General features: G+C 54.4%; 16 protein-coding genes and 1 tRNA gene. 7 read left to right on the forward strand and 10 right to left on the reverse strand.

Translation table 11 applies throughout. The features are described from left to right. Positions 1-47 precede the first annotated feature (47 nt). Positions 48-1,277, reverse strand: a complete 1,230-nt coding sequence (locus BXP70_RS10525) for an exo-beta-N-acetylmuramidase NamZ family protein (RefSeq protein WP_086594024.1) — start codon at positions 1,275-1,277, stop codon at positions 48-50. A gap of 48 nt (positions 1,278-1,325) precedes the next feature. On the opposite strand from BXP70_RS10525, the gene BXP70_RS10530 reads away from it, so the two are divergent. Next, the gene (locus tag BXP70_RS10530) at positions 1,326-2,540 is read left to right on the forward strand and encodes an ABC transporter permease (protein WP_086594025.1); all 1,215 of its coding nucleotides are present in this window, start codon (positions 1,326-1,328) and stop codon (positions 2,538-2,540) included. Positions 2,541-2,668: 128 nt separating this feature from the next. Here BXP70_RS10530 and BXP70_RS10535 read toward each other — a convergent pair whose 3' ends face one another. Further along, positions 2,669-3,358, reverse strand: a complete 690-nt coding sequence (locus tag BXP70_RS10535; RefSeq protein WP_086594026.1) for a peptidoglycan DD-metalloendopeptidase family protein — start codon at positions 3,356-3,358, stop codon at positions 2,669-2,671. A gap of 164 nt (positions 3,359-3,522) precedes the next feature. Here BXP70_RS10535 and BXP70_RS10540 point away from each other — a divergent pair, with 164 nt between their 5' ends. Continuing rightward, positions 3,523-4,689, forward strand: coding sequence for a ferredoxin--NADP reductase (locus BXP70_RS10540; protein WP_086594027.1), 1,167 nt, complete (start codon positions 3,523-3,525; stop codon positions 4,687-4,689). Positions 4,690-4,836: 147 nt separating this feature from the next. Beyond that, positions 4,837-6,582, forward strand: coding sequence for a M3 family oligoendopeptidase (locus tag BXP70_RS10545; RefSeq protein ID WP_086594028.1), 1,746 nt, complete (start codon positions 4,837-4,839; stop codon positions 6,580-6,582). A gap of 76 nt (positions 6,583-6,658) precedes the next feature. Here the strand turns inward: BXP70_RS10545 and BXP70_RS10550 are convergent, their stop codons facing one another. Together BXP70_RS10550 and BXP70_RS10555 are read right to left on the reverse strand one after the other, a co-directional pair. After that, entirely contained in the window at positions 6,659-6,955 is a 297-nt protein-coding gene (locus tag BXP70_RS10550) for a hypothetical protein (RefSeq protein ID WP_086594029.1), read from the reverse strand. Between the two features lie 276 nt (positions 6,956-7,231). Continuing rightward, a complete protein-coding gene (locus tag BXP70_RS10555; RefSeq protein WP_086594030.1) occupies positions 7,232-7,825 on the reverse strand; it encodes a hypothetical protein in 594 nt (197 codons plus the stop codon). A gap of 195 nt (positions 7,826-8,020) precedes the next feature. Between BXP70_RS10555 and thiL the strand changes: the two genes are divergently transcribed. Further along, entirely contained in the window at positions 8,021-9,049 is a 1,029-nt protein-coding gene (thiL, locus tag BXP70_RS10560) for a thiamine-phosphate kinase (RefSeq protein ID WP_086594031.1), read from the forward strand. 198 nt (positions 9,050-9,247) lie between these two features. Here thiL and BXP70_RS10565 read toward each other — a convergent pair whose 3' ends face one another. The 5 genes from BXP70_RS10565 to BXP70_RS30925 form a co-directional block, all read right to left on the reverse strand. Further along, positions 9,248-9,622 (reverse strand): hypothetical protein, encoded by a 375-nt coding sequence (locus BXP70_RS10565; protein WP_086594032.1) that lies wholly within the window; start codon positions 9,620-9,622, stop codon positions 9,248-9,250. Between the two features lie 19 nt (positions 9,623-9,641). Continuing rightward, positions 9,642-9,989, reverse strand: a complete 348-nt coding sequence (locus BXP70_RS10570; RefSeq protein WP_086594033.1) for a hypothetical protein — start codon at positions 9,987-9,989, stop codon at positions 9,642-9,644. Between the two features lie 18 nt (positions 9,990-10,007). Continuing rightward, positions 10,008-11,417: a 23S rRNA (uracil(1939)-C(5))-methyltransferase RlmD gene (gene rlmD, locus BXP70_RS10575; protein ID WP_262490754.1), complete on the reverse strand. Its 1,410-nt coding sequence runs from the start codon at positions 11,415-11,417 to the stop codon at positions 10,008-10,010. A 212-nt stretch (positions 11,418-11,629) separates the two neighbouring features. Continuing rightward, complete coding sequence (locus tag BXP70_RS10580; RefSeq protein WP_086594035.1) at positions 11,630-15,601, reverse strand: T9SS type B sorting domain-containing protein; 3,972 nt, start codon at positions 15,599-15,601, stop codon at positions 11,630-11,632. A 76-nt stretch (positions 15,602-15,677) separates the two neighbouring features. After that, the gene (locus BXP70_RS30925; RefSeq protein ID WP_086594036.1) at positions 15,678-17,903 is read right to left on the reverse strand and encodes a GEVED domain-containing protein; all 2,226 of its coding nucleotides are present in this window, start codon (positions 17,901-17,903) and stop codon (positions 15,678-15,680) included. A 180-nt stretch (positions 17,904-18,083) separates the two neighbouring features. Here BXP70_RS30925 and BXP70_RS10590 point away from each other — a divergent pair, with 180 nt between their 5' ends. After that, positions 18,084-18,890 (forward strand): SDR family oxidoreductase, encoded by an 807-nt coding sequence (locus BXP70_RS10590; RefSeq protein WP_086594037.1) that lies wholly within the window; start codon positions 18,084-18,086, stop codon positions 18,888-18,890. Positions 18,891-19,005: 115 nt separating this feature from the next. Here the strand turns inward: BXP70_RS10590 and BXP70_RS10595 are convergent, their stop codons facing one another. Further along, complete coding sequence (locus BXP70_RS10595; RefSeq protein WP_143436450.1) at positions 19,006-19,530, reverse strand: SH3 domain-containing protein; 525 nt, start codon at positions 19,528-19,530, stop codon at positions 19,006-19,008. 269 nt (positions 19,531-19,799) lie between these two features. Between BXP70_RS10595 and BXP70_RS10600 the strand changes: the two genes are divergently transcribed. Both BXP70_RS10600 and BXP70_RS10605 read left to right on the forward strand, forming a co-directional pair. Then, positions 19,800-19,872 (forward strand) — tRNA-Lys (locus BXP70_RS10600). 239 nt (positions 19,873-20,111) lie between these two features. Further along, the gene (locus tag BXP70_RS10605) at positions 20,112-22,853 is read left to right on the forward strand and encodes an alpha-L-rhamnosidase (protein WP_086594039.1); all 2,742 of its coding nucleotides are present in this window, start codon (positions 20,112-20,114) and stop codon (positions 22,851-22,853) included. Positions 22,854-22,939 lie beyond the last annotated feature (86 nt).

Genomic DNA, 22,939 nt, shown 5'->3' on the forward strand with positions numbered 1-22,939 from the left:
AAAGAAGGAATGGCTAGGTGGTTGACTAATTAGTTGCTGCTCAACCATCAAAAATCAGTGTATAGCAAGTATTTCTTACGGGCCTGTTTGAACTGGCTCAACCCTGGTTCCCACGATTGGCGGATTTCCTGTTCTGACTTACCGGCTTCAATCTGTCCGCGTAGGGCCTTGGTACCTGCTAGCCTCTCAAAAAAGTTATTGAAAAACTTGTCTTTAGCCGTCGATTGCTGGTAGTAATTTAGCACGTAGGCTAGGGTGAAACCAGGCTTTTCACCTGCTTGCGGCTTGGTTAAATCCTGGCCATAGCACGGCACATTTACGTGCATCGGTTTGGCTGCTCCCGCTGTGGGCTGAGGCGTAAACCGATAAGGACGTGTGCTAGGTTGGGTGGGGCTGCCAAGCAACTGAAAAGGTGTGTCAGTGCCCCGCCCGACACTTACATCGGTGCCTTCAAACAAGCATAGTGATGGGTAAAGCGCTATAGCACGGTCGTTCGGCAGGTTAGGAGAGGGGCGCACCGGTAGTGAATAACGCGTGGCGTGTGTGTAGCCTTGCATCGGAATTACCGTCAAAGGGCATTGAGCGCCATTAGGCAGCCACTTCTCGCCGTTGATCATGCGAGCAAGCTCCCCCACAGTTAGGCCGTGCACAATCGGCAACGGATCAAGACCGACGAACGACTCTAACCCTGCTTCCCGGATGGGGCCATCCACGTACCACCCATTGGGGTTGGGGCGGTCAAGGACGAGAAGCGGCTTGCGGTTTTCGGCGCAAGCTTCCATCACGTAGTGCAGCGTGCTGATGTACGTATAGAAGCGCGTACCAACATCTTGAATATCGAACACCACGATGTCTACCGCAGCAAGCTGCTCCTTGGATGGTTTTTTGTTGGCGCCGTACAGCGAAAGAACCGGCAGTTTCGTGCGGGCATCAAGCCCATCGTGGATGGTGGCTCCGGCATCGGCGTCGCCGCGGAAGCCGTGTTCGGGCGCAAAAATAGTTTTGACCTGAATGCCTTGCGTAAGCAGCGTATCTACGAGGTGAGAGCGACCTAAGCGTGACGTTTGGTTGACAACCAAGCCTGCCCGTCTGCCCTTTAGCTGAGGTAAATAACGTTCGAGTTGCTCGGCGCCGGTCTGCAAGCTAGGCTTCGGAACGGAAGTTGACGTGGTAGCTAAACGAGCCGTTTGCGGCAGGCGCGTAACCGATGAGGCGCAACGACCGTCGGTAAAAAGTAAGGACAGGCCAAATAGGCCGGTTAAAAGCGGTAAAGACATCTGAAAAGTGAACTGGAAAACTGATTACAGACGTGTAGCTTTACGGCAGTGAATATTGCGCGCTACATATCCCACAAAATTGATGGGGCCGACTCAGGTTCTTTTACCTCGTCGGTCACAAAAATAGCCATAATCAGCGTTGCCCTTGGCGTGGCCGTTATGATTGTGTCGTTTGCCATTCTGGAAGGCTTTCGAAATGAGATACAAAGCAAGATTTTCTCTTTCGGGTCGCACTTGCAAATCAGTAAGTACGACACCAACAACTCGCTCGAAGTAGAGCCCATCGGCGAGCCCCGCCTGGTGTCGGAGCTGCGGCGCTTCCCGCAGGTGAAGGCCATCCAGCCATTTGCGCGCAAAACGGCCATCATTAAAACCCGCGATGAAGTGCTGGGGGTAGTGCTCAAAGGCATCGACGAGAAAACCTCGCCTTCTACGATGCGGCAGAACCTGGTCGCGGGCAAGTTTCTGACTTTCCCTGACACGGCGGCCAGCACCGATGTGCTACTCAGCCGCAAAATTGCGGATAAGCTGCGCCTAAAAATTGGGGATGAGGCGCTGTTCTATTTTATCCAAAATCCACCGAGGGTTCGCAAGTTCCAAGTAAAAGGCATCTACCAAACGGGGCTCGATGAGTTCGACGACGTGTTTGTGTTGGGTGATATCCGGCAGATTCGGCAGTTGAACGCCTGGCCCGATTCGCTGGTGGGCGGGGTAGAGGTGGTGCTGCGTAATTTCAAGCAGCTCGATCCCGTGGCGGAGAGTATGTACGAAAATCTACCTTACGACCTAAAGCTCGACAAGATTACGGAGCAGTACGCCCAGCTTTTCGACTGGCTTCAACTGCTCAATCGCAACGTGGTTATCTTCCTGTTGCTCATCATCTTTGTGGCAACCTTCAACATGGTGGCCACCATTTTTATCATGATCCTGGAGCGCACCAACATGATTGGGGTACTCAAAGCCATCGGTGCCACCGACAATCAGATCCGGAGCATGTTTTTCTTCCGGGGGCTGAGCCTTACGTTACGCGGCATGCTCTATGGCAATTTGGTAGGGCTAGGTTTTTGTGCGATGCAGTACTTCTTTCACCTCATTCCGCTCGACCCCGAGAATTATTATATGGACCGGGTGCCGATCCACTGGGACCCCTTTATCATTGTGGTGCTTAACGTGGCTACGTTCTGCACGTCGCTGCTCGCGGTACTGATTCCAACGTACCTGATTTCGCGCATCAGACCTGTAACGGCCATTAAGTTTGATTAAATCTAAACCACGGATTCGAGCTGATTTTTCGGATGTCACGGATTTTGCGGACGACTTGTCCTTGTTCGCTCCCGTAAGAAATCGTCCGCAAAATCTGTGACATCCGAAAAATCCGTCGAATCCGTGGTTTAGACGAGCCAACGGCTTTGCAAGACTAGGTTCGGATCGGGGCACAGGGCTGCCCACTGCTCTCGCTCGGATGGCAAAGCGACTCCTGGGAAGTCGCCGGAACGGCCTTGCATATCGGTAATGAGCTGGAAGTGCAAGTGGGGCGGCCAATCGCCGTTTTCTGGATAAGGACCAACCGTAGCAAATGCAGCGCCTTTCTCTAGCACCTGGCCGGGGTGCAGCCTGCTATACTCGCGGCGACCTAGGTGCCCATAAAGAGTATAAAATGTTGTGCCTTCTAGGTCGTGTTGTAGAATAACGGTAGGCCCGTAGTCGCCGAAGTGCGCGTTATCGGCTAGGCTATGCACGGTGGCGGCGTAAGGCGCTAGAACGGGCGTGCCAGCAGGCAGCCACACATCTACTCCTAGGTGCAGCGAGCGGGCAGGCACGGTGGGGTCGCCGAACAGTCCAGGACTACGCCGATAGATAACACGGTCCTCCAGATATCCGCCCACGCCGATCTGGGCGTTTTGGGCCGCCAGCATAGCTTGTACCACTTGCTCAAACGAAGCACTATCGCGCAAGTCGGCGGTGGCCAGATCTGGGTTAGTAGCCGAAAAATCAAGACGGCACACGTCGGCGGCGTTCAAATCAACGGGGAGCACAGGACCGAAAACAGCATGGTGCTGTTGGAGCAAAGTAGAAAGCATAAGATCGAGGGCCCAGCGTAAAGCTAGGTCTTGCCCGGAGATGGACGGTAAGTAAACAAAGACGCAAGCTAAGTCGTCCGCAACAAAAGTCCGTACTTTGCTGCTGTGCCGAACCAGCGGCACCCCATCTCGGTTATTCTACTCAACCTAGCTTTTTTGCTTACATGAGCAGCCCTTACCTTACGCTCAACGTCGTCGAGCTTACTCACGAAACCAACGACGCTGTAACTATTCACCTCGAACACCCCGATCGTCAGCCGATTGCCAGCGAGCCGGGGCAGTTTTTAACCCTGATTCTGCCCTGCGGCCCAGGCGGTAAAAAGGAACGCCGGGCCTACTCGCTCAGCAGCACTCCTCACGAAGCGCCGCGCCTATCGGTGACGGTAAAGCGGGTACATGGGGGCTTAGTGAGCAATTATTTGCTTGATACAGTAAAAGTAGGTCAGCAAATGGAAGTGATGGCGCCGCTCGGCAACTTCACTGTGAAGCCTAGCCCTAAAGCAGCGCGTTCGTTGGTGTTAGTAGGAGCAGGGAGCGGTATTACTCCTCTGATGAGCATTCTGAAAGCTGTGTTGCACGAAGAGCCCAATAGCCATGTGCTGCTCGTGTATGGCAACCGTAACGAGCAAGCCGTTATCTTCCGCAGCCAGCTCCAAAAGCTGCAAGAGCAATATCCTAATCGATTTCAGGTAGAGCACGTGTACAGCCAGCCTACCGGCAAAACGGAAAGCAAAAGCACATCTTTCTTTAGCCGCTTCACCTCGTCTAAGCCAGCTACGCCCGACCCGCACCAGCATACAGGGCGGCTCAACCGGACCATGCTGTTGCGTGTTTTGGAGCAGAAACACCAGTTTCCTGCCGAGCAAGCAGAGTACTATCTGTGCGGACCGGAAGGCATGATGACTGAGGCTCGTGCTGCTCTCGATTTGCTGGGCGTGCCAGCCAACCAGATCCGGCGGGAGAGTTTTGTAGCGGCAGCCGAAACCATGGAAGCCGCAGCAGCTCAACCTAATGGCCACGGCGACGTATCAGCAGCGGCGGATGACGGAAAAGTGGTAGCGCGTACCGTGACCATTCAGTACGAAGGCAGCGAGTATGAGATAGAAGTAGGACCTTCCCAAACGATTCTGGAGGCGGCACTCGACCTAGATATTGATTTACCATACTCCTGCCAAGCCGGCTTGTGCACCGCCTGCCGGGGCAAATGCTTGTCGGGAAAGGTGCATTTGGATGAACGTGAGGGTCTTTCTGACTCCGAGTTGAAACAAGGATATGTACTCGTTTGCGTGGGCCACCCCCTAACCGACGACGTTGTAATTGAAATTGATTAGCGTGGCCGCCAGCGCCTAACCAGGCGTGCGGCTGTCGTTTTTGAACCTACGATCCTCTTGTTGTGACCTAGGTTAGTTCCGCGGGAAATTATAGCCGCGCCATCAAAAAGTCCTGACAGGAAAGAAACGTTAGCGTATCTTGTACCCATGATAAATGCCGCCCCTGAACCTCAATTAGCCTCGGCCACGGAAACTCGGCGTCCACCGCGCCAGTATTTGCCCGAGGATTTTACCGTTACTGATTGGGCTACCCTTGAACCTTATTTTCTGGAGCTTCGCGACCGTAACGTCCACTCCTCGGAAGAGCTGGAAAGGTGGCTGCTTGATCGTAGCGAGCTGGAAAGCGTGCTGAGTGAGAACCTAGCTTGGCGCTACATCCAAATGACGTGCGACACCCAAGATGCCGTTCGTGCGGAGGCCTTCCAGTACTTTGTGAGTGAGATAGAGCCCAATGTTGCCCCCTACGACCACGCGCTCAACGAGAAGATGATGAGCTCGGATTACCTAGGGGGGCTGGATCCGGCACGTTACCGTGTGTTTATCCGCTCCGTGCGGCAAGCCCTGGAAATCTACCGGCCCGAGAACATTCCCCTCAAAACGGATATCAGTACCAAACAGCAGCAGTATGCTGCTACGGTAGGCGCCATGACGGTGACCCTCGACGGCGAGGAAATGACTCTGCCTCGGGCGGCCGACCGGCTCAAAAACCCGGACCGGGCGGTGCGGGAAGAAGCGTGGTATGCCGTGCAAAGCCGCCGTCAACAGGATGCGTTGCCTCTCGATCAACTCTTTACCGAACTGATTCAGCTGCGGCACCAAATGGCCTTAAATGCGGACTTTTCTAATTTCCGCGATTATATGTTTGCCGCACTCGGTCGGTTTGACTACACGCCCGAAGATTGCTTCGCTTTTCACCGGGCCATCCGCGAAACGGTGGTACCACTCATCGATGAGCTGGACCTAGAGCGGCGCCAGGACCTAGCATTGCTAGAGCTGCGTCCCTGGGACCTTGATGTGGACGTATCGGGGAAGGCACCGCTGCGGCCCTTCGATACGGGAGAGGAACTGCTGGAGAAAACCATTACCGTTTTCCAGCGTCTCGATCCTTACCTAGGTGATTGCCTCCGCACGATGCGGCAAATGGGTCACCTCGACTTAGAGTCGCGCAAGGGCAAGGCTCCTGGTGGCTACAACTATCCGCTCGACGAAACGGGCGTGCCGTTCATTTTTATGAATGCTACCTCGTCGTTGCGCGATGTGGTAACCATGCTGCACGAAGGTGGCCATGCTGTGCACAGCTTCCTGACGCGTTCTTTGCCGCTTTCTGCCGATAAGCACCCACCGTCAGAAGTTGCCGAGCTAGCTTCCATGAGTATGGAGCTAATGAGCATGGACCATTGGGACCTGTTTTTCAACGACGAAGACGAGTTGCGTCGAGCAAAGAAAACGCACTTGGAAAGCGTGTTAGAAACTTTCCCTTGGGTAGCTACCATCGACAAATTTCAGCATTGGATTTACGAAAATCCGAACCACAGCGTGGAACAGCGCCACAACTGCTGGGTGAAAATTTTTGATGAGTTCAACCAGCGTACAGTAAGCTGGAAAGGCCTAGAGCGCTTCAAACCCTACATGTGGCAAAAGCAGCTTCATCTTTACGAGGTGCCATTCTATTACATTGAGTATGCCATGGCGCAGCTCGGTGCCATTGCCGTATGGCGCAATTTCCGCCAGAATCCGCAGGAAGGTCTTGCAGCTTATAAGCGGGCGTTGGCGCTAGGCTACACGGCTCCAATTGGCGACATCTATGCCGCTGCCGGTATTCGCTTTGATTTCAGCACTAGCTACTTACGTGCCTTGGCTGATTTTGTGCGCGAGGAAATGGCGAAGCTATAAAGCGGACTACAGCCTCAAAACCAAAAGCGGCCCGGAATACTCCGGGCCGCTTTTGGTTTTGAGGCTAGCATACTTGTTAGTATTGCCCCGACGTAGGTTGGATTTCAGTGATGCAGGAGATGTGCACCGGTCGGCCCACTTGGCAGGTAGTAGAGCGGTTTATCTCCTGAAACCGAATCATCACTTGCTGACCTTCGTAGGGTGTGAAACCTTCCCAAACCTGTGCATCCGGCGACAAGCGTACGCCGTTAGGCAGTTCGAGTACAAAACCGCAGCCGTCTAATGCTGTCAGGTCGCGCACGGTGGCGCGTACGTTGCACTCCGGGCCTACAGTGAGCATGCGTGCATCGCGGCAAGCGGGCGCAACTACCATAATCAATCCCAAAACAAGTGCCGTAAGAATTCTTGACGGACGTAAAAAATGCGTTTGGGATGACATAGTGAGGGGAAGGGTAAGCAGCACGGAGGCAACTGGTAATTTGATGGTGCAAAAATGTAGGAATTAAATCAGTTTGTAATTGATTCTGTCCTTGGTAATAGCGCTTTCTTTAGAAGATATAAGTAATGGATGAAAGGTAACACTTTGTCTACCAAAGCACAACAATGGTTTGGTACGGGAGGAGTTACCGGCACGAAGCTATGAAGTAGGCTATTGCTGAAGCTCAAAGAGCGGAAGCGGCTGTAGCTTGCTGTACTTGCCTCCTAGCTTGGAAAGCTGATCTTGGTGCACTTGCAAGTAGTTATTGAACTGCTTAGCCGCCTGGTCGTAGCGCAAACGGTAGCCGACCACTTCACCATCCGAAGACTGGATACCCTCCGTTAGATTGCGTATCAATTCGTTTTGCTGACCACCAGTCGGCTGCGCTATTGGGTAAAGCACATGCAGCAGAGAGTCCTGGGCGGCATCGTAGGCATCGATTTGTGCTGAGCTTGCCATAGTTTGCTGGTTGTAGCGTACATTTTTGAGCCGGTCGTTGGCGCGAGTCAGCTGCTGAAGCTGGGTGCGGTCGATGCCGGGTTGGTTGGCAAGCTCGCGCAGTACTTGCCGTGTTGCGCTGATCTTGGCGTCGTCGCTGGCAATCATTTGTGTCCAACGGGCATCCACAGAGTCGCGTAACACCTCAAGCTGCGCTTTGGCCGCTGCCGGTGACGCTAAATCTACGGTCTTGGGCGACCGATCGGTTTTGCAGGCATCAAGGCTAGCAAGCGCAATAAGGAAGGCAAAGGGAAGAATATTTTTCATGGGAGTAATAACGCGTAAACAAAGTTAATTATTCGAGTAGCGCGAAGCCTCAGCTTCGCGTATCGTTGAGCGATAATTATTGCAGTGGAGCTAGCGCACGTGGTTTAATCACCCAAGAAGCCGAAGCTACGTGCGACACTCTGCGTTGCAACGCCATTGCCCTTACCTTTGTCCCACGCTAATCCGCATTCTCTCATGAGCGACGTAACTCCTTTGGAAACCTTAGGCGAATTTGGTTTGATTCGCCGCCTGCAAAATACCGTTACCCTTCGCCAACCGAGTACTACCCTCGGTATTGGCGACGACGCGGCCATCATCACGCCTGCTCCCGACAACAACATGGTCGTGAGCACCGACTTACTCGTGGAAGGCGTGCACTTCGACCTAACGTTTGCTCCGCTCAAGCACGTGGGCTATAAAGCGGTGGCTGTCAACGTATCAGATATTGCCGCCATGAACGCCCTGCCCACCCAGATTGTAGTGGGCCTAGCCATTGGAGCACGCTACTCAGTAGAGGCTATCGAGGAGCTCTACGAAGGCATGCGCCTAGCGTGCGAAGCTTATAATGTAGACCTTGTGGGGGGCGATACCACCGCCAGCCGAGGTGGTCTCACCATTAGCATCACGGCTATGGGACAAGTACCTAACGGGCAAGCGGTGCGCCGCAGCGGAGCTCAACCCAACGACCTCATCTGCGTGACCGGCGACCTAGGAGGTGCGTTCATGGGGTTGCAAGTGCTAGAGCGCGAAAAGCAAGCCTTCCTCGCCGACCCCGACATGCAGCCCGAACTCGGCAACTACGGCTATGTGGTGCAGCGCCAGCTCCGCCCCGAAGCCCGCATGGATATCGTGCACGAACTGAAGGACCTAGGTATCACGCCTACCAGCATGATCGATATTTCCGATGGGCTAGCTTCCGAGCTGTTGCATCTGTGCGCTGCTTCGGGCGCGGGTGCCCGCATTTTTTCCGAGAACCTGCCCATCGCTAATCCCACGTTGGAAGCAGCTAGCGAGTTTAATCTCGACCCCATCATGTGCATGCTCAATGGTGGCGAAGATTACGAACTGCTCTTCACGGTGCCACTTTCTGACTACGACAAGCTCAAGCACCACCCTGATATTACCATCATCGGCAACATGATGGTGAAGAGCGAAGGGGCGAACCTAGTAACCAAAGCTGGCCAGCCGGTGCCGCTGCAAGCGCAAGGCTTCACTCATTTCTAGACCACGGATTCGAGCGGATTTTTCGGATGCCACGGATTTTGTGGATGGCTTGTTTCTGCACCTACTCTTACCCAGAAGTTATTCTTCAAAAAATAGAAAGCCTTCCCAGCAGTGGGAAGGCTTTCTATTGACTAAAACCTAGGTTATTGATCGTCCACAAAATCCGTGGCATCCGAAAAATCCGCTCGAATCCGTGGTTCAGTCTTCCGGGTAGGGGATGTACACGAAGTTGGTGAACTCCTCATCCAGCACGAAGAGGCAGCAGTACTCATTCGGCTCTTTGTAGGTCTGCTCGAAGGCTTCCACATTTTCCGGTGAAATGATCTGTTGCTGCACGAAGAGCTCGAGGTACGAGGCAAATACATGCCACTCCAGATTTAGCTCATCAGCATTCACCAGCAAGCCACCAAGCGGCACTTCCTGGCGAGCAAACACGAAAATTGGGTACTTGGAAATGTCGCGCTTCCGAATTTGCGACGACGCTTCCATCAGCGTATCAGAAACCGTAGCGAAATCCTTGGTGATGGTACCTAGGTATTTGCCGTTCAATTCGGGGTCGTTGGCGTAGTCCATAGAGGGTAATAAAGAAGAATTAGTTGAATAAATGGGATACCCAATTAATGAATCGGTTCGATAAACGCTTTGTACCCCATAACCCATACTTGTATGGAATTAATTCTTTCAGCCGTTCCACAACTCTAAAATCTTCACAACTAGTCAACAAGGAAGAGTTAAGCTCTTTTGCACAAGCGTCTTCAGTAAGTCCATTCTTGATGAGGTACAAGTTCTGTAAAGCATTATCAATCAAAAAGCAATCTTCATCTTGCAGCAGGCAAGATGTTTCGGCTTTAAGAGTCTGTATCCCTTCGCGACTACGAAGCCAGTTTTCCCAGTTGCCTTTATAGTGCACGTAAAAATCTAGCTTTTCGTGGGTCAGCATGATATATAGGTGTGGACCTTACCGCAACTCTAGCAGTACCACGTTCTCCACATGGTGTGTATGCGGGAACATATCCACCGGCTGCACGCGCGTCACTTGGTACGCTTCATCTAGCAGCTCAAGGTCGCGGGCTTGGGTAGCGGGGTTGCAGCTCACGTACACGATGCGCGGAGCCCGCATTTCGAGCAGGCGTTGCACCACATCCACGTGCATGCCGGCGCGGGGCGGATCGGTAATGACGACGTCGGGGTGGCCATGCGCGGCGATGAACTCGGCCGACAGTACGTCCTTCATATCGCCAGCGTGGAATTCGGTGTTAGTGACGTTGTTGATTTCCGAGTTAACGCGGGCGTCAGCCACGGCTTGCTCCACGTACTCCACGCCTACTACATGCCTAGCTTGGCGGGCCACAAAGTTGGCGATGGTGCCGGCGCCGGTGTACAGGTCATACACCAACTCATTGCCGGTGAGGCCAGCAAAGTCGCGGGCAATTTTGTAGAGCCCGTAAGCGCCTTCCGAGTTGGTTTGGTAGAACGACTTCGGCCCGACGCGGAAGCGCAAGCCTTCCATCTCCTCGTGTATGTACGGCTCGCCTTTGTAGCACACCACCTCTAGGTCGTGGAAGGTTTCGTTGCCCTTGTCGTTGAGCACGTAGTTCAGCGAGGTGATCTGCGGAAACTTCTCATAGATGTAATCGAGTAGCGGCTCAATGGCTTGGTGCTGACGGTAGCATTGCAGTATCACCATCAGGTCGCCGGTGTTGGCGGTGCGGATAATTAGGTTGCGCAGCAACCCCGTTTGCTTTACCAAGTTGCCGAAACGCAGCTCATGCTCACGGGCGTACTCCCGGATGGCTAGCCGGATCCCATTGCTAGGTTCTGGCTGAAGCCAGCAGTGCTCAATGTCAATAATCTTATCGAAGCGGGAGGGCGTGTGGAAACCTAGCACGCGACGGTCGTATTCCTGCGTCTCGTCCTGAATTTGCTCAGCGGTAAGCCAACCCATAAAGCTGAATGTATATTCGAGCTTGTTGCGGTAATAGGTAAGCGCGGGCGAGTGTTTGATCGGCAACACCTCGGGAAGCGCTACTTTACCAATGCGCTCCAACGTGTCTTCCACCTGCTGCTGCTTGTAGTGTAGCTGGGTATCGTAGCCGATATGCTGCCACTTGCAGCCGCCACACACACCAAAGTGTTGGCAGAACGGCTCCACCCGCAGATCAGAGTACTTATGGAAGTGGGTGGGAACGGCTTCTAGGAAGCTCTTCTTGGATTTTGTAATACGCAGGTCGACCACATCGCCAGGCGCGACGCCCGTCACGAAGATGACCATGTTGTTGTGGCGCACGAGGCATTTGCCCTCGGCCACCATGTCGGTTATTTCGACTTCGCGGAGTGCCTCCGCCGGAATTTTTGCTGCTTTGCTCACGAGGCAAAGTTACATCTGAACCACGGATTCGAGCGGATTTTTCGGATGCCACGGATTTTGTGGACAATTCTTTTTCAGTGTTCAGTAGTACTTCGGAAAATAGAAAGGCCTTCCTGGCTATGGAAAGGCTTTTCTATTTTCCGAAGTACGGCTTGCAACTACAAAATCCGTGAAATCCGAAAAATCCGCTCGAATCCGTGGTTCAGGAAGGGCTACCGCACAATCTCGAACCAGCCCTTTTTCTTGGTGCCGTCGGCTAGCTTAAACACGTAGTAGTACACACCCGCCGAAGCTCCCTCGCCGCCCCAAGTGTTGCGGTAGTTGGAAGTCGAGTAAATCTCTTTCCCCCAGCGGTTGAATATGGTGAAGGTGTTGCCGGGATAAAGTTGCACGTTGTCGATGTACACCACGTCGTTCACTCCATCGCCGTTGGGTGTGATGATATTATAGAACGCCAATGGGTTCTCAAATTCCACGCACGCCTCGTTAGAGAGCGAAGGACCTAGGTTCGCGACTGACGAAACAGCCCGGATGCGAAAACATTGGTTGAAGCCTTGCGCGCCGGTGATCAACTCCTGCGTGTACTGCGTGCCGCTAGTCGCAGGCACGGTTTGTACTAATTCTTCCGCGCCTCCATCTACGCGGCGGTAGATAGCATATTGCGTGATGCTAAGACCTAGGTAGGCGTTCCAGCGTAGCGTTACGCGGCCCTCGTCACGCCCGCCTTGGCCTGGCGTAGCTACTGCTTCGAGGCGGACGGTGGTGTGTTCGGTACTGCTGAGTACCGTGCCGCAAGCATTGGTTAGTTGCAGCTGATACTGGTAAGCCTGGGCATCGGCATCAGCGTTGGTATCGGAGAAGGTAGCGGCAGTGTTGGCCACGTTGCCGACGTTCATATAAGCACCGGTGCTGCCTGCATCACGCCGCAGAATGTTGATGCGGTTGCCATTACCAGCGTTGCTAATAGCTGCTAGGTTCAGGTTAATCTTGGTGTCGCTCTGCGCATCTACGGAAGCTAGCTGTAGGTTGAGGCTAACGTTGTCGGGGGTGACGGTAAGCGTGTTAATGGCGCTGTTGCAGCCGAAGCTAGAGGTTTCGGTCACGCTGATCGTCTTAGCTGCTGTGCCGGCAGTGAAGTTTACCACGATGCCGTTAGTGCCTTGGCCGCTTACAACGGTGCCCCCTCCAATGGTCCACTGGAAGGAAGAGCCGGCGAGACCCGTTACGGAGTAGCGCAAGCCGCTCAGGTTTTCCGGGCATACACTGCGCGGACCATTGATGGTCACCGGCGCAGGCGTCGGATCGACAATGAACTGCTTCGTGTAAACTGGTCCCGCACAGCCACTGGCGTTGGTTTCGCGAGCTGTAAGCGTATAAGTTCCTGCCGCAGGCGTCGTGAATATAGCCGTGCTGGTTGTGCTGGCAAGGGCTGTACCGTTCAGCGCAAACTGATACTTGGAGCTAGCTGCGCCGGGCAATGAGAAGCTGATGGTGCCACTGCTCGCGCACACTCGATCTGGACCGCTAAGCGCCAAGTTAGCCGATGGCGAGGGCAACACGTTTACATATAAGGTATCTGACTGCCCTAGGCACCGAATAGCAGCGCTTGGGTTGCTGGTCTCGGTTACGACGATTTTGCCCACGCCTACTTGGTTCCAGCGCACCTGCACCGAAGCTAGGTTAGTGCTCACTTGCGTACCCCCAATAACTTGCCAAGCGTAAGCAGAGCCATTAGTATAGAGCGTTTGGTAAGTAAAGAGCCCATCGGCCTGGCATACGCTAAGCGGGCCGGTTGGCCGTGCGGTAGCAAGCTGCCGATTGATGCGTACCGGCAAAGCAATGGTATCGGAGGAACAACCGAAGGAGTTCAGCGTGAAGGCTTTGACACTAGCGTTAGCATTTGTGTCGCCCCAATTCACCGTGATGGTATTGGTGCCCTGGCCGCTGGCAATACTACCACCCGCTACCACCCACTGATACGCCGTGTTGCGCGGATTGCGGATGCTATACGTTACGCCTTGCACCGTTGGGCACACGGAAGCTGTGCCGTTGATGCTATCCGTCGCCGGCCGCGGATTCACGGTAATACGCACCGTGCTGATAGCGGTGCAGCCACCTGCGGCGGTAGCCGTCACGGTATAAGTTAGCGTAAGGGGGCTGGCTGTGGTGTTTATGGCAGTGAGCAGAGGCTGGGCATCCGTGGCACTGTTCAAGTTGGCAACAGGGCTCCATTGATAGCTTAGTCCTGGTAACGCAGGGGTACCTAGCCTGATGCGCTTATCGGCGCATAATGTAGCGTCGGGCCCGGCATTGGCCACCGCTGCTGCATTCACCGTCACGACTACCTGCCGGGTACCCGTGCATTGGCCGTTCGTAGAGGTTACTGTGTAGGTGGTGGTTTGGGTTGGGCTAACCGTAATGGAGGAGCCGCTAAACGTCTGGCCGCCACCCGTCCATGTGTAGTTGAGCCCGCCCGCAACGGTCAGCGTCGCATCGCTTCCCAAGCAAATAGAAGATGCGCTTGGCGTGATCGTCAACTCAACGGGCCGTACCTCCACCATCCGCGAAACGGAGTCGGAAAGGCACCCTTGCGAGGAGAGGCTACGAACCGTAATGCGCCCGGTCCCGATAGTATTCCAGCGCACCTGCACGGTGTTGCCGGTGCTAGCGCCCTGAATTGCGCCGCCGTATACGCGCCACTGATACGTACCAGCCGAGGCGCCCCCCGCAGTATACGTGTACGCAGCGCTCCGGTCGCAGATGGTGTTATCGCCGGTTAAGCTGGCTGGACTCGCCGCTTTTACTACGGTAACCTGAAACACTTCCGACACACTCTTGGCCCCGCAGGTGACGTCGGTGGCCGTCACGACTACGTCGTAGGGAGCCAAGCGCGCATTTCCGCATTTGGAGTTGAACACGAACTGCCCGTTGACACTGCCGCCCGTTCCAGTGACGGAGGCCGTGCCCGTCACGTTGCCCGGCTGCACGACGCCGGGCTGACCGGCAAAACTCGCATCAAAGCCTCCCGCACCATCCAGCAACACGCTGTTCACGCGCAGAGTTATCGGATTGCCATCAGCATCGGTGGAAGCTAGGTTGAAGTTGACGGATTGTCCTTCTTCAATAGTAAAGGAGCGTGTAGCGAGCGTAGGCGCAGTAAACTTCGGCGTTTGGTTGGGCTGGCACTGCCGGGATACCAGCTGTACCTCGCGGCGTGTGGAGCCGATCAGAACTTCAACACCGTTGATGGTGCGGTATTCTTTCACCTCTACGGCGACTACAAAACGCCCGATAACCGCAGCCTGGTAGCGGCTTAGGCCAGTACTCGCGTTCAGCGAAGCGTAGTTGCCGGGGCCCGATCCAAACGGCGTGGTAGCGCTGTAGCCAGCATTATAGGTCACGGTGTTTGGTAGCGAAAAATTGGTCGGCGAACCAGTTGAGCCGCTGTAAGGTGTGCTAAAAGAATAAATTAGCCGGTCGCCGTCGGGGTCAACCGCGTTGTTTAGGAGCAGGCTCGTATCGCCCTGGCAAATCACCACCACGGCCGTGTCGGAGAAAGTAGGCGAGGAGTTCGGCAGCAGGGGTGGGGCCATCTCCACATAGATGGTCTGATTTTGCTGATCGGGATTTCGCAGGTTTGCAATGTCAGCGTTGCGGGTGCCGTCGCTATACACAGCGTAGTAGCCCTGAAAGGACAGGGGCAAATCGATGTCTGCTTCGTAGCGGCACAGACGTACCTTAGGTTGAGCGCTGCCTGAGGTAGTACAGCCGCCGGGCGTGGGGGGCGTGATAGCAGGGTTGGCTACGCGTGGCAGCCGGAAAGTACCGTTCGGTTGCAGCTCGTTTTGGGTAATGCTTACGCCGCAGCCCGTTTGTATTGACGTGTACACGGGATTGCCTTGGCCGCTGTTGATGCGGTTGCCGGAGGCTTTGTCGTAGAGGCTAACGAAAATATTGCTCCGTCCGTCAGGCACGTTGGAGAGGTTCGTGCCCGGCGTACAATCCGAATTGATATAGATTAAAGCCGTAATCCGATAGCGGTACAGTGTATTATTTGCCGGGCTAACCCCTAGGTAGCGGTAGCTGATGTCGCCCCCGATAAGATGAGAAGCGGCAGCGGGTACCACTTGCACAATCAGTAAGACCAACCACGCCACCAAACTGCGCAGTAGAAGTTTTTGCATAGAAATAAACAAGTAAGAAACTAAGAAGAGCACAGACCGCGTCGCAGGATGAGTCTGGGCGTAAGCAAAGAAATGGTTAATCGCGCATTATGCGGCGCACGGCCGTGTGCCCGCGGCTGTCCTGCAGGTGAATCAGGTAAAGGCCCCGCGGCAAAGCAGAAAGATCTAGTTCCGCGTCGCGGGCGGGGGTAAGCTGAAGAGTTGTGTTGAGTACGCGGGCACCTAGCACATTTTTCACCGTGGTAGTGTAGAAACCGGCAGCACTCGCCTCGGCTAGGTGCAAGTGCAGCATTCCGTCGGTGCTAGGGTTGGGGAAAAGCGTGAGAGCAGGTAAGCTGCTCGCTTCCGTAGTGGCCGTGGTGGTACTAAGCACCACTGAGTAGTCTTCGGTTTCCGCGTTGGGCTGGCTGGTCAAGCACGCATTCGGCGCATTTGTATTGAGCCGGGCCACCACGCGCATGCGTAGTAGGTTGCCAGTAAGGTTTGGTACGGTGAACGTGCCGCTGAAAGCTCCCGTGGTGTTAACGTCGGCGATGCGCTCAGCGTTAGAAAAGATGCCATCCTGGTCCCAGTCAATCCACACGGAGGTAGTGTGAAAATTGGTGAGGTTTGTGGCAACGGTTAGCGTGTAGCTCTGGTTACGCACTAAGGTAATTGTGCGGTTGAGGTAATTACCGTAGCCGCCAGCATCGGCACCCGAGATGCTGGTAAACGGCAAGGGCAAAGCAGCGCCTGCTAGGCTCACGCTAGTTATCCAAAATGCATTGTTTGTACCATTAGAAGCACAATACGACACACACGGAACACTGATTACTATATAATTAGCAGTCTGAGTGGTGTTGGTGCCGTAGGCATTCGTGGCCTTCAACGATACCGTATAGCTACCCGAAGCGGTGTACGTGTGCGAGGGATTTTGCTGGGTGCTGGTGGTGCCATCCCCAAAAGACCACAGCCAAGCAGTGGGTACGTTCTGGCTCTGGTCGGTGAACTGGACTGGGTTTTGGCAACCTCCTAGCACGTAGTTAGAAGTAAAAGCGGCTGTCGGCGGTTGCGTGCTAGGCAGTACAGTTACGGTGTAATCTTCTGCTTGCCCGTATTGTAAGTTGGTGCAAGGCCCAAAGTTGGCGTTTACATAATCCGACGACACGCGCAGGCGCAACGGCTGATTTTTCACGGCCGTGCTCGGTATAGTGTACGTGCCAGTTGGGTTTGCGCGGTTTAGTGCTTGAAAGATTAGCTCCGTCACCGGATCGAAGCTGCCGTCATTGTTTAGGTCTAGCCATACACGGGTATCCTGGGCATTGCCGGTACCCGTTGTGATGCTAAGTGGGTATGATCGACCTTCGGTAAGCTGCACTTTGCCCGAGCAGGTAAAGTCCTCGTACCCCGCTTGCCCAGTCGCGGAGGCTTTGGTCAGCGAACCTAGGGTAAACTGGGTGATGCCGTAGTTGCAGCAATAATCGGTGGTGATAGGCGTGCAGCTAGCCGCTTTGGGCAGCACGTTGTCGTAGGAGATGTAGTTGCTGCGCGTGCGCGTGTTTGCACCGATGGCATTAGTTGCCGTGAGCGTAACGGTGAACGTGCCCGGCGTGGTGTAGCAGTGCTGAGGGTTTTGCTGGGTGCTAGTGGTGCCATCGCCGAAGTCCCATAGCCAAGCAGTAGGCCCGTTTAGGCTCTGGTCAGTAAACTGCACGCACCCTGAGCAGGTAAGAGGTTGAGCTGCCATGAACTCAGCCGTGGGAGCTAGGGGACTGGCGCTTAATGTTACGCTGTAATCTTCCGTTTGGGAGTATTGCGGGGTAGAGCAAGGCGTGGGTACTGGCGAATAGACATAATCGGCTGCTACCCGCAGCCGCAGCCGGACACCGGTAACGGCGGTGGCGGGTAGCGTAATGGTGCCGGTGTGCTGGCCTGTCCCGGTATTACTGTAAATGAGCTCCGAAGTAGCGTTGAGGCTCCCGTCGTTATTTAGATCGAGCCACGCCTGCACGGTTTCGGGGGCGGAGGCGTTGGTTTGTACCGTAAAGGGGACGGTGGTACCTAGGGTCAAGTTGGCGTTCTGCGTACAAGCGTAGTCCTTATAGCCATCGGCCACGCCGGTTGTCGTATTATTAATAGTACCTAGCGTAACGTTGAAGATTCCCATACCAACTGGGTAGTTGGTGCTCGGCGCCGAGCCAGGCGTGCAGGTACTAGTAGCAGGAGGGCACGTTTGCGCCTGGCTTACGAAGGATACAACTAGTAATAGCAACGAGAATGAATAAGCTGACGCACTGCGCCCAATGCGTAAAAATGGAAGCATAGAAACTGCGGTAGGTGTGTAGAAATAACTGCCTAAATGTACTCACTTAATTGTATACTGTAAGAGGTATATACTTCATTTAACTGCTTATCTACTTGCAGCAAAGTGCTGCTCTACCACAGAAAAGCGGCTACTTTTGTCAGTAAAAGGAGAGTAGCTTTTTCTCCTACAAAGGCATTTATGAAAGGGAAAGTAGTACTAATAACCGGCGGAACTTCGGGCATAGGCCGGGCGAGTGCTGTCGCGTTTGGGCAGGCCGGGGCGCAAGTAGTTATCACGGGTCGGGATGCCGCACGCCTGCGTGAAACTGCCCAGCAGCTCACCGACCTAGGTATTCAGCACCATACCGTGCGCGCCGATGTGGGCCTGGTGACCGACTCCGAGCGGGCTGTTGCCGAAACCATTGCCACTTTCGGCCGCCTCGACGTGCTGATCAATAACGCGGGTATTTCGATGCGGGCGTTGTTTCAGGACGCCGACCTCGATGTAATTCAGCGGCTCATGCAGACCAACTTCTTCGGGACGGTATACACCACCAAGTTTGCGTTGCCCTACATCCAAGCCAGCAAAGGCTCTATTGTGGGCATCTCTAGTATTGCAGGCTATCGTGGTTTGCCAGGACGTACGGGCTACTCTGCTTCCAAATTCGCCATGAATGGCTTCCTAGAAGCGTTGCGCACTGAGCTATTGCCCCAAGGCGTGCATGTGCTAGTTGCCTGCCCTGGCTTCACGGCTTCCAACATCCGCCAAACGGCCCTTGCCGCCGATGGCTCCGCGCAAGGAGAGTCGCCGCGCGACGAGGGGCAGATGATGAGCAGCGAAGAGGTAGCGCAGCATCTGGTGAGTGCCGTGCAGCAGCGCCGCCGCGACTTAGTACTCACCAGTCAAGGCAAGCTGACCGTATTTCTGAATAAACTGCTGCCTGGTCTCACGGATAAGCTGGTCCTGAATCACTTCCGCAAAGAAGAGAAAGACTTTAAAGTGTAGATACGACAAAAGAATAGCTACTAGCAACGGCTCCGGGCCCGCACTTCTGTGTGTGGACCTGGAGCTGTTGCACTTTCATGAGCTAGGCTAGCTACTGTTGCTACAAGCAGTTAGCTTACTTAATAAGTAGTAAGTCGGAGCGGCGGATATAAGCAGCCTGCCCACGCCATTCTACTTGGTACCAGATATCCTGGCGTCCGCGCACAATTAGCCGGTCGCCGGCGGCGGCAGTGGTCAGCCACGCGGCGCCAGCACCAGGCCCCGTCATCAGCGCTGCGTGAGAGCTAGCCACAATTCCGGTCTGGTTTGGGCTCAGTACATTCAGAAACGCCATGACCAGACCTAGGTAGCAAGCATAGGCAAGCCACCAGCCCCGCGTTACTGAGCGCCGCCGGATCAGCAAGAGCGTGCCGCTAATAACCGCCGCTATCAGTAACAGCTGCAACAAACGGTAATAATACCGTCGGAACGTAATAATCAGGCTCTGTCGCCACGAATCCGGGTAGCCGGTTACGCGCTGGTTTTGGGCTAGCTCGGCTATCTTATGCCAAGTAGCGTGGCGTGGCTGACGTGTCTGGGCTAGGTTTAAGTAGTACAGGGCTGCCGGGTAATGTCCCAGCCCTTCCTGTACGTATGCCATGCGGAGCAAAAGTTGAGGCGAAGCCTGTCGCTCCTGCCGAAAAATTTGCCGGTAGAGAGGATAAGCTTGTTCATAAGCACCCGCTTTGAACAAAGAATCTGCTCGAAAAAGTATTTTGCTAACTTTTTGAGCTAGAATGATTTGGTGAGAAAACGTCCAAAACAATAGAAAAAAACACGTTTTTTTTATCAAGATGCTTGCAGGTTAAATGATGACCCCCTACTTTTGTGCCCACAATAAAGGAACACGCTTCCACAACACAAATAAACGATTCTGTAGCTCAGCTGGTAGAGCAATACACTTTTAATGTATGGGTCCTGGGTTCGAATCCCAGCGGGATCACAAAGGGTAGTCAGTAATGACTACCCTTTTTAGTTTTTCAGGGGTAGGTAAGCTGTGGGCACGGTGAATGAAAGCGAGTTTGGTGCTAGGTTCAGCACAGAAACGCCAGAGTTCTGATAATTTACGGCTGCGAAGAGCACCCCTTAGCCGTATTGTTGAGTCTTTCAGGGAAGTTGCGCTTGCATGTGGTTCATGCCTGGTGCACCGTTGGGCTGCATCTTTACCTATACTCTTCTTCCATGGTTGCTCGTCGTTTTGGGTTTGCTGTTAGGTTATCCCCCTCGTTTCGCCGTGTCGGCCTAGGTTCTAGCTTGCTGCTGGGCAGCTTGGGAGCTTATGCGGACGCCCCCAGCGCCGTCGATCTGCGTTGCGAATACCTAGTGAACCCACTAGGCTTGGATGCTGCCCACCCCCGATTGACATGGCGGCTGCAGGATACAAGCCGCGGTGCTAGCCAGAAAGCCTACCAAATAGTGGTAGGCACCGATTCGCTACGTGTTAGCCAAGGCAAAGGAACTGTGTGGAACCCTGGGAAAACGGCTTCCGACCAGCAACGGATTACCTATGCTGGTGCGGCGCTACGTCCGTTTACCAAGTATTTCTGGCGGGTGCAAGTATGGGATGGTGCCAGCGCGCCAGTAAGCCGGGTAGCTAGCTTCGAGACAGGACTGATGACCATGAAGAACTGGCAGGGCACTTGGATCAGCGATACGCGTGACGTAGCGCTGCGGCCCGCGCCTTACTTCCGCAAAGGGTTTGGGGTAGCCAAAAAGATCAAGTCGGCGCGAGCGTACATCGCCGCAGCAGGCTTATATGAGCTGTTTTTGAATGGCCAACGCATCGGCAACCATCGCCTCGACCCGTTGTACACGCGCTTCGACCGGCGGACGTTGTACGTGACCTACGACGTGACTTCCTACCTGAAAGCTGGCCAGAATGCCGTTGGGGTGCTCTTGGGCAATGGGTGGTACAATCACCAGTCGACGGCGGTCTGGTACTTTCACGAAGCTCCCTGGCGCAACCGGCCCACGTTCTGCCTCGACTTGCGCGTAACCTACACCGATGGCTCGGTGGAAACCATCACGTCGGGTAGTGACTGGAAAACGAGTTTAGGCCCTATCGTATTCAACAGTATCTACACGGCCGAGCACTACGATGCCCGCTTGGAGCAGCCTGGCTGGAGCACCGCTGCCTTTAATGATGCTCAGTGGAAGCCTGTGATGAACCGGGCGGCACCGTCGCAAAATATTGTGGCGCAAGCCGTGCATCCCATTCGGAACGTTGAAACGATACCTGCTAAAACGATTAAGAAGCTCAATGACACAACGTATGTGTTCGACCTAGGTCGTAACATTGCCGGAGTGAGTCAGATTCGAGTGCAGGGCACTGGTGGCACGGTGCTGCGGTTGAAGCATGGTGAGCGGGTATATCCCGACGGCCACGTGGATCAATCCAATATCGACGTGCACTACCGCCCCACCGACAAACGTGACCCGTTTCAGACGGACGTTTTTACGCTCAGCGGTAAAGGGGAAGAAACCTTTAAGCCAGCCTTCAACTACAAAGGTTTTCAATACGTGGAAGTGACGAGTAGCCGACCAGTAGTGCTAACGACCACTAGTTTGACCGGTTATTTCATGCACAACGATGTGCCAGCCGTGGGGGCGGTAACTTCTTCTAACCCGACGCTGAACAAAATCTGGCAGGCCACTAACAACTCGTATCTGTCGAACTTCTTCGGCTACCCTACCGACTGTCCGCAACGGGAGAAAAACGGCTGGACTGGCGACGCCCACATTGCCGTAGAAACCGGCTTATACAACTTCGACGGCATCACCGTGTACGAAAAGTGGCTGGCTGACCACCGCGACGAGCAACAGCCCAACGGGGTACTGCCCTCCATTATTCCCTCCAACGGCTGGGGCTACGAATGGGGCAACGGCCCTGACTGGACTAGCACAATTGCGCTCATTCCCTGGAATATTTACCTGTTCTACGGTGACACCAAGCTGCTGGCCGACTGCTACGGCAATATCAAGCGCTACGTCGACCACATCAACGAGCAAAGTCCGTCGGGCCTCACTAGCTGGGGGCTAGGTGACTGGGTGCCAGTGAAATCGAAGTCGCCAGTGGAGCTGACTTCGTCTACCTACTACTACACCGATGCGCTTATTCTGGCCAAAGCCGCGAAGTTGTTGGGCAAGTCCGCGGACCACACTTACTACGCTGCCTTAGCCGAGAAAATCAGGAATGCCATTAATGCCAAGTACCTGAACCGTGAAACGGCGCAGTACGGCAATGGCGTGCAAACTGAATTAAGTGTGCCGCTGTACTGGGGTGTGGTGCCGCCCGAACTGAAAAGCAGAGTAGCCGATAACCTAGCCCGCCGCGTGGCCGCCGACAACTACCACCTTGATGTCGGGCTGCTCGGTACCAAAGCCATCCTGAATGCGCTCAGCGAAAATGGTCACGCGGACCTAGCTTACCGGGTGGCTTCCCAAGAAACGTTTCCCTCGTGGGGTTGGTGGATTGTTAATGGGGCCACAACGCTCTATGAAAACTGGCCCATTGATGCCAAGAGCGACATTTCCATGAACCACATCATGTTCGGTGAAATCGGGGCCTGGCTGTACAAAGGCCTTGGTGGCATTCGGCCCGATCCACTCCAGCCCGGTTTCAAAAACACTTTGCTGGCACCGCACTTTGTGGCGGGGCTCGACCATTTTGAGGCAAGCCACGCTAGCCCGTACGGGCTTATCAAATCGGCGTGGCAGAAAACCGCGACGGGCATTTCCTACGCCGTGACTGTACCGCCCAACGCCACGGCAACTTTAGTTTTGCCGCTTAGCCAAGGGCAGCGAGTGTACGAAGGTGGTAAGCAGCTAGACCTAGGTTCGCCCTACATTCACCTCGTCAAATCGACGCCAGGCTTCAAGGAATATCACCTTGCCGCTGGCACCTACCAACTCGCCATTCGGTGAGCAATAGGTCAACTTAGCCGAAGGCTTATCCTGAAAGCGGTTGCCATTTCTTCGAACAGTCGAAATGACGTATTCTTTATTAGCAC

The sequence above is a fragment of the Hymenobacter crusticola genome (assembly GCF_002154225.1).
Taxonomy (GTDB): Bacteria; Bacteroidota; Bacteroidia; order Cytophagales; family Hymenobacteraceae; genus Hymenobacter; species Hymenobacter crusticola.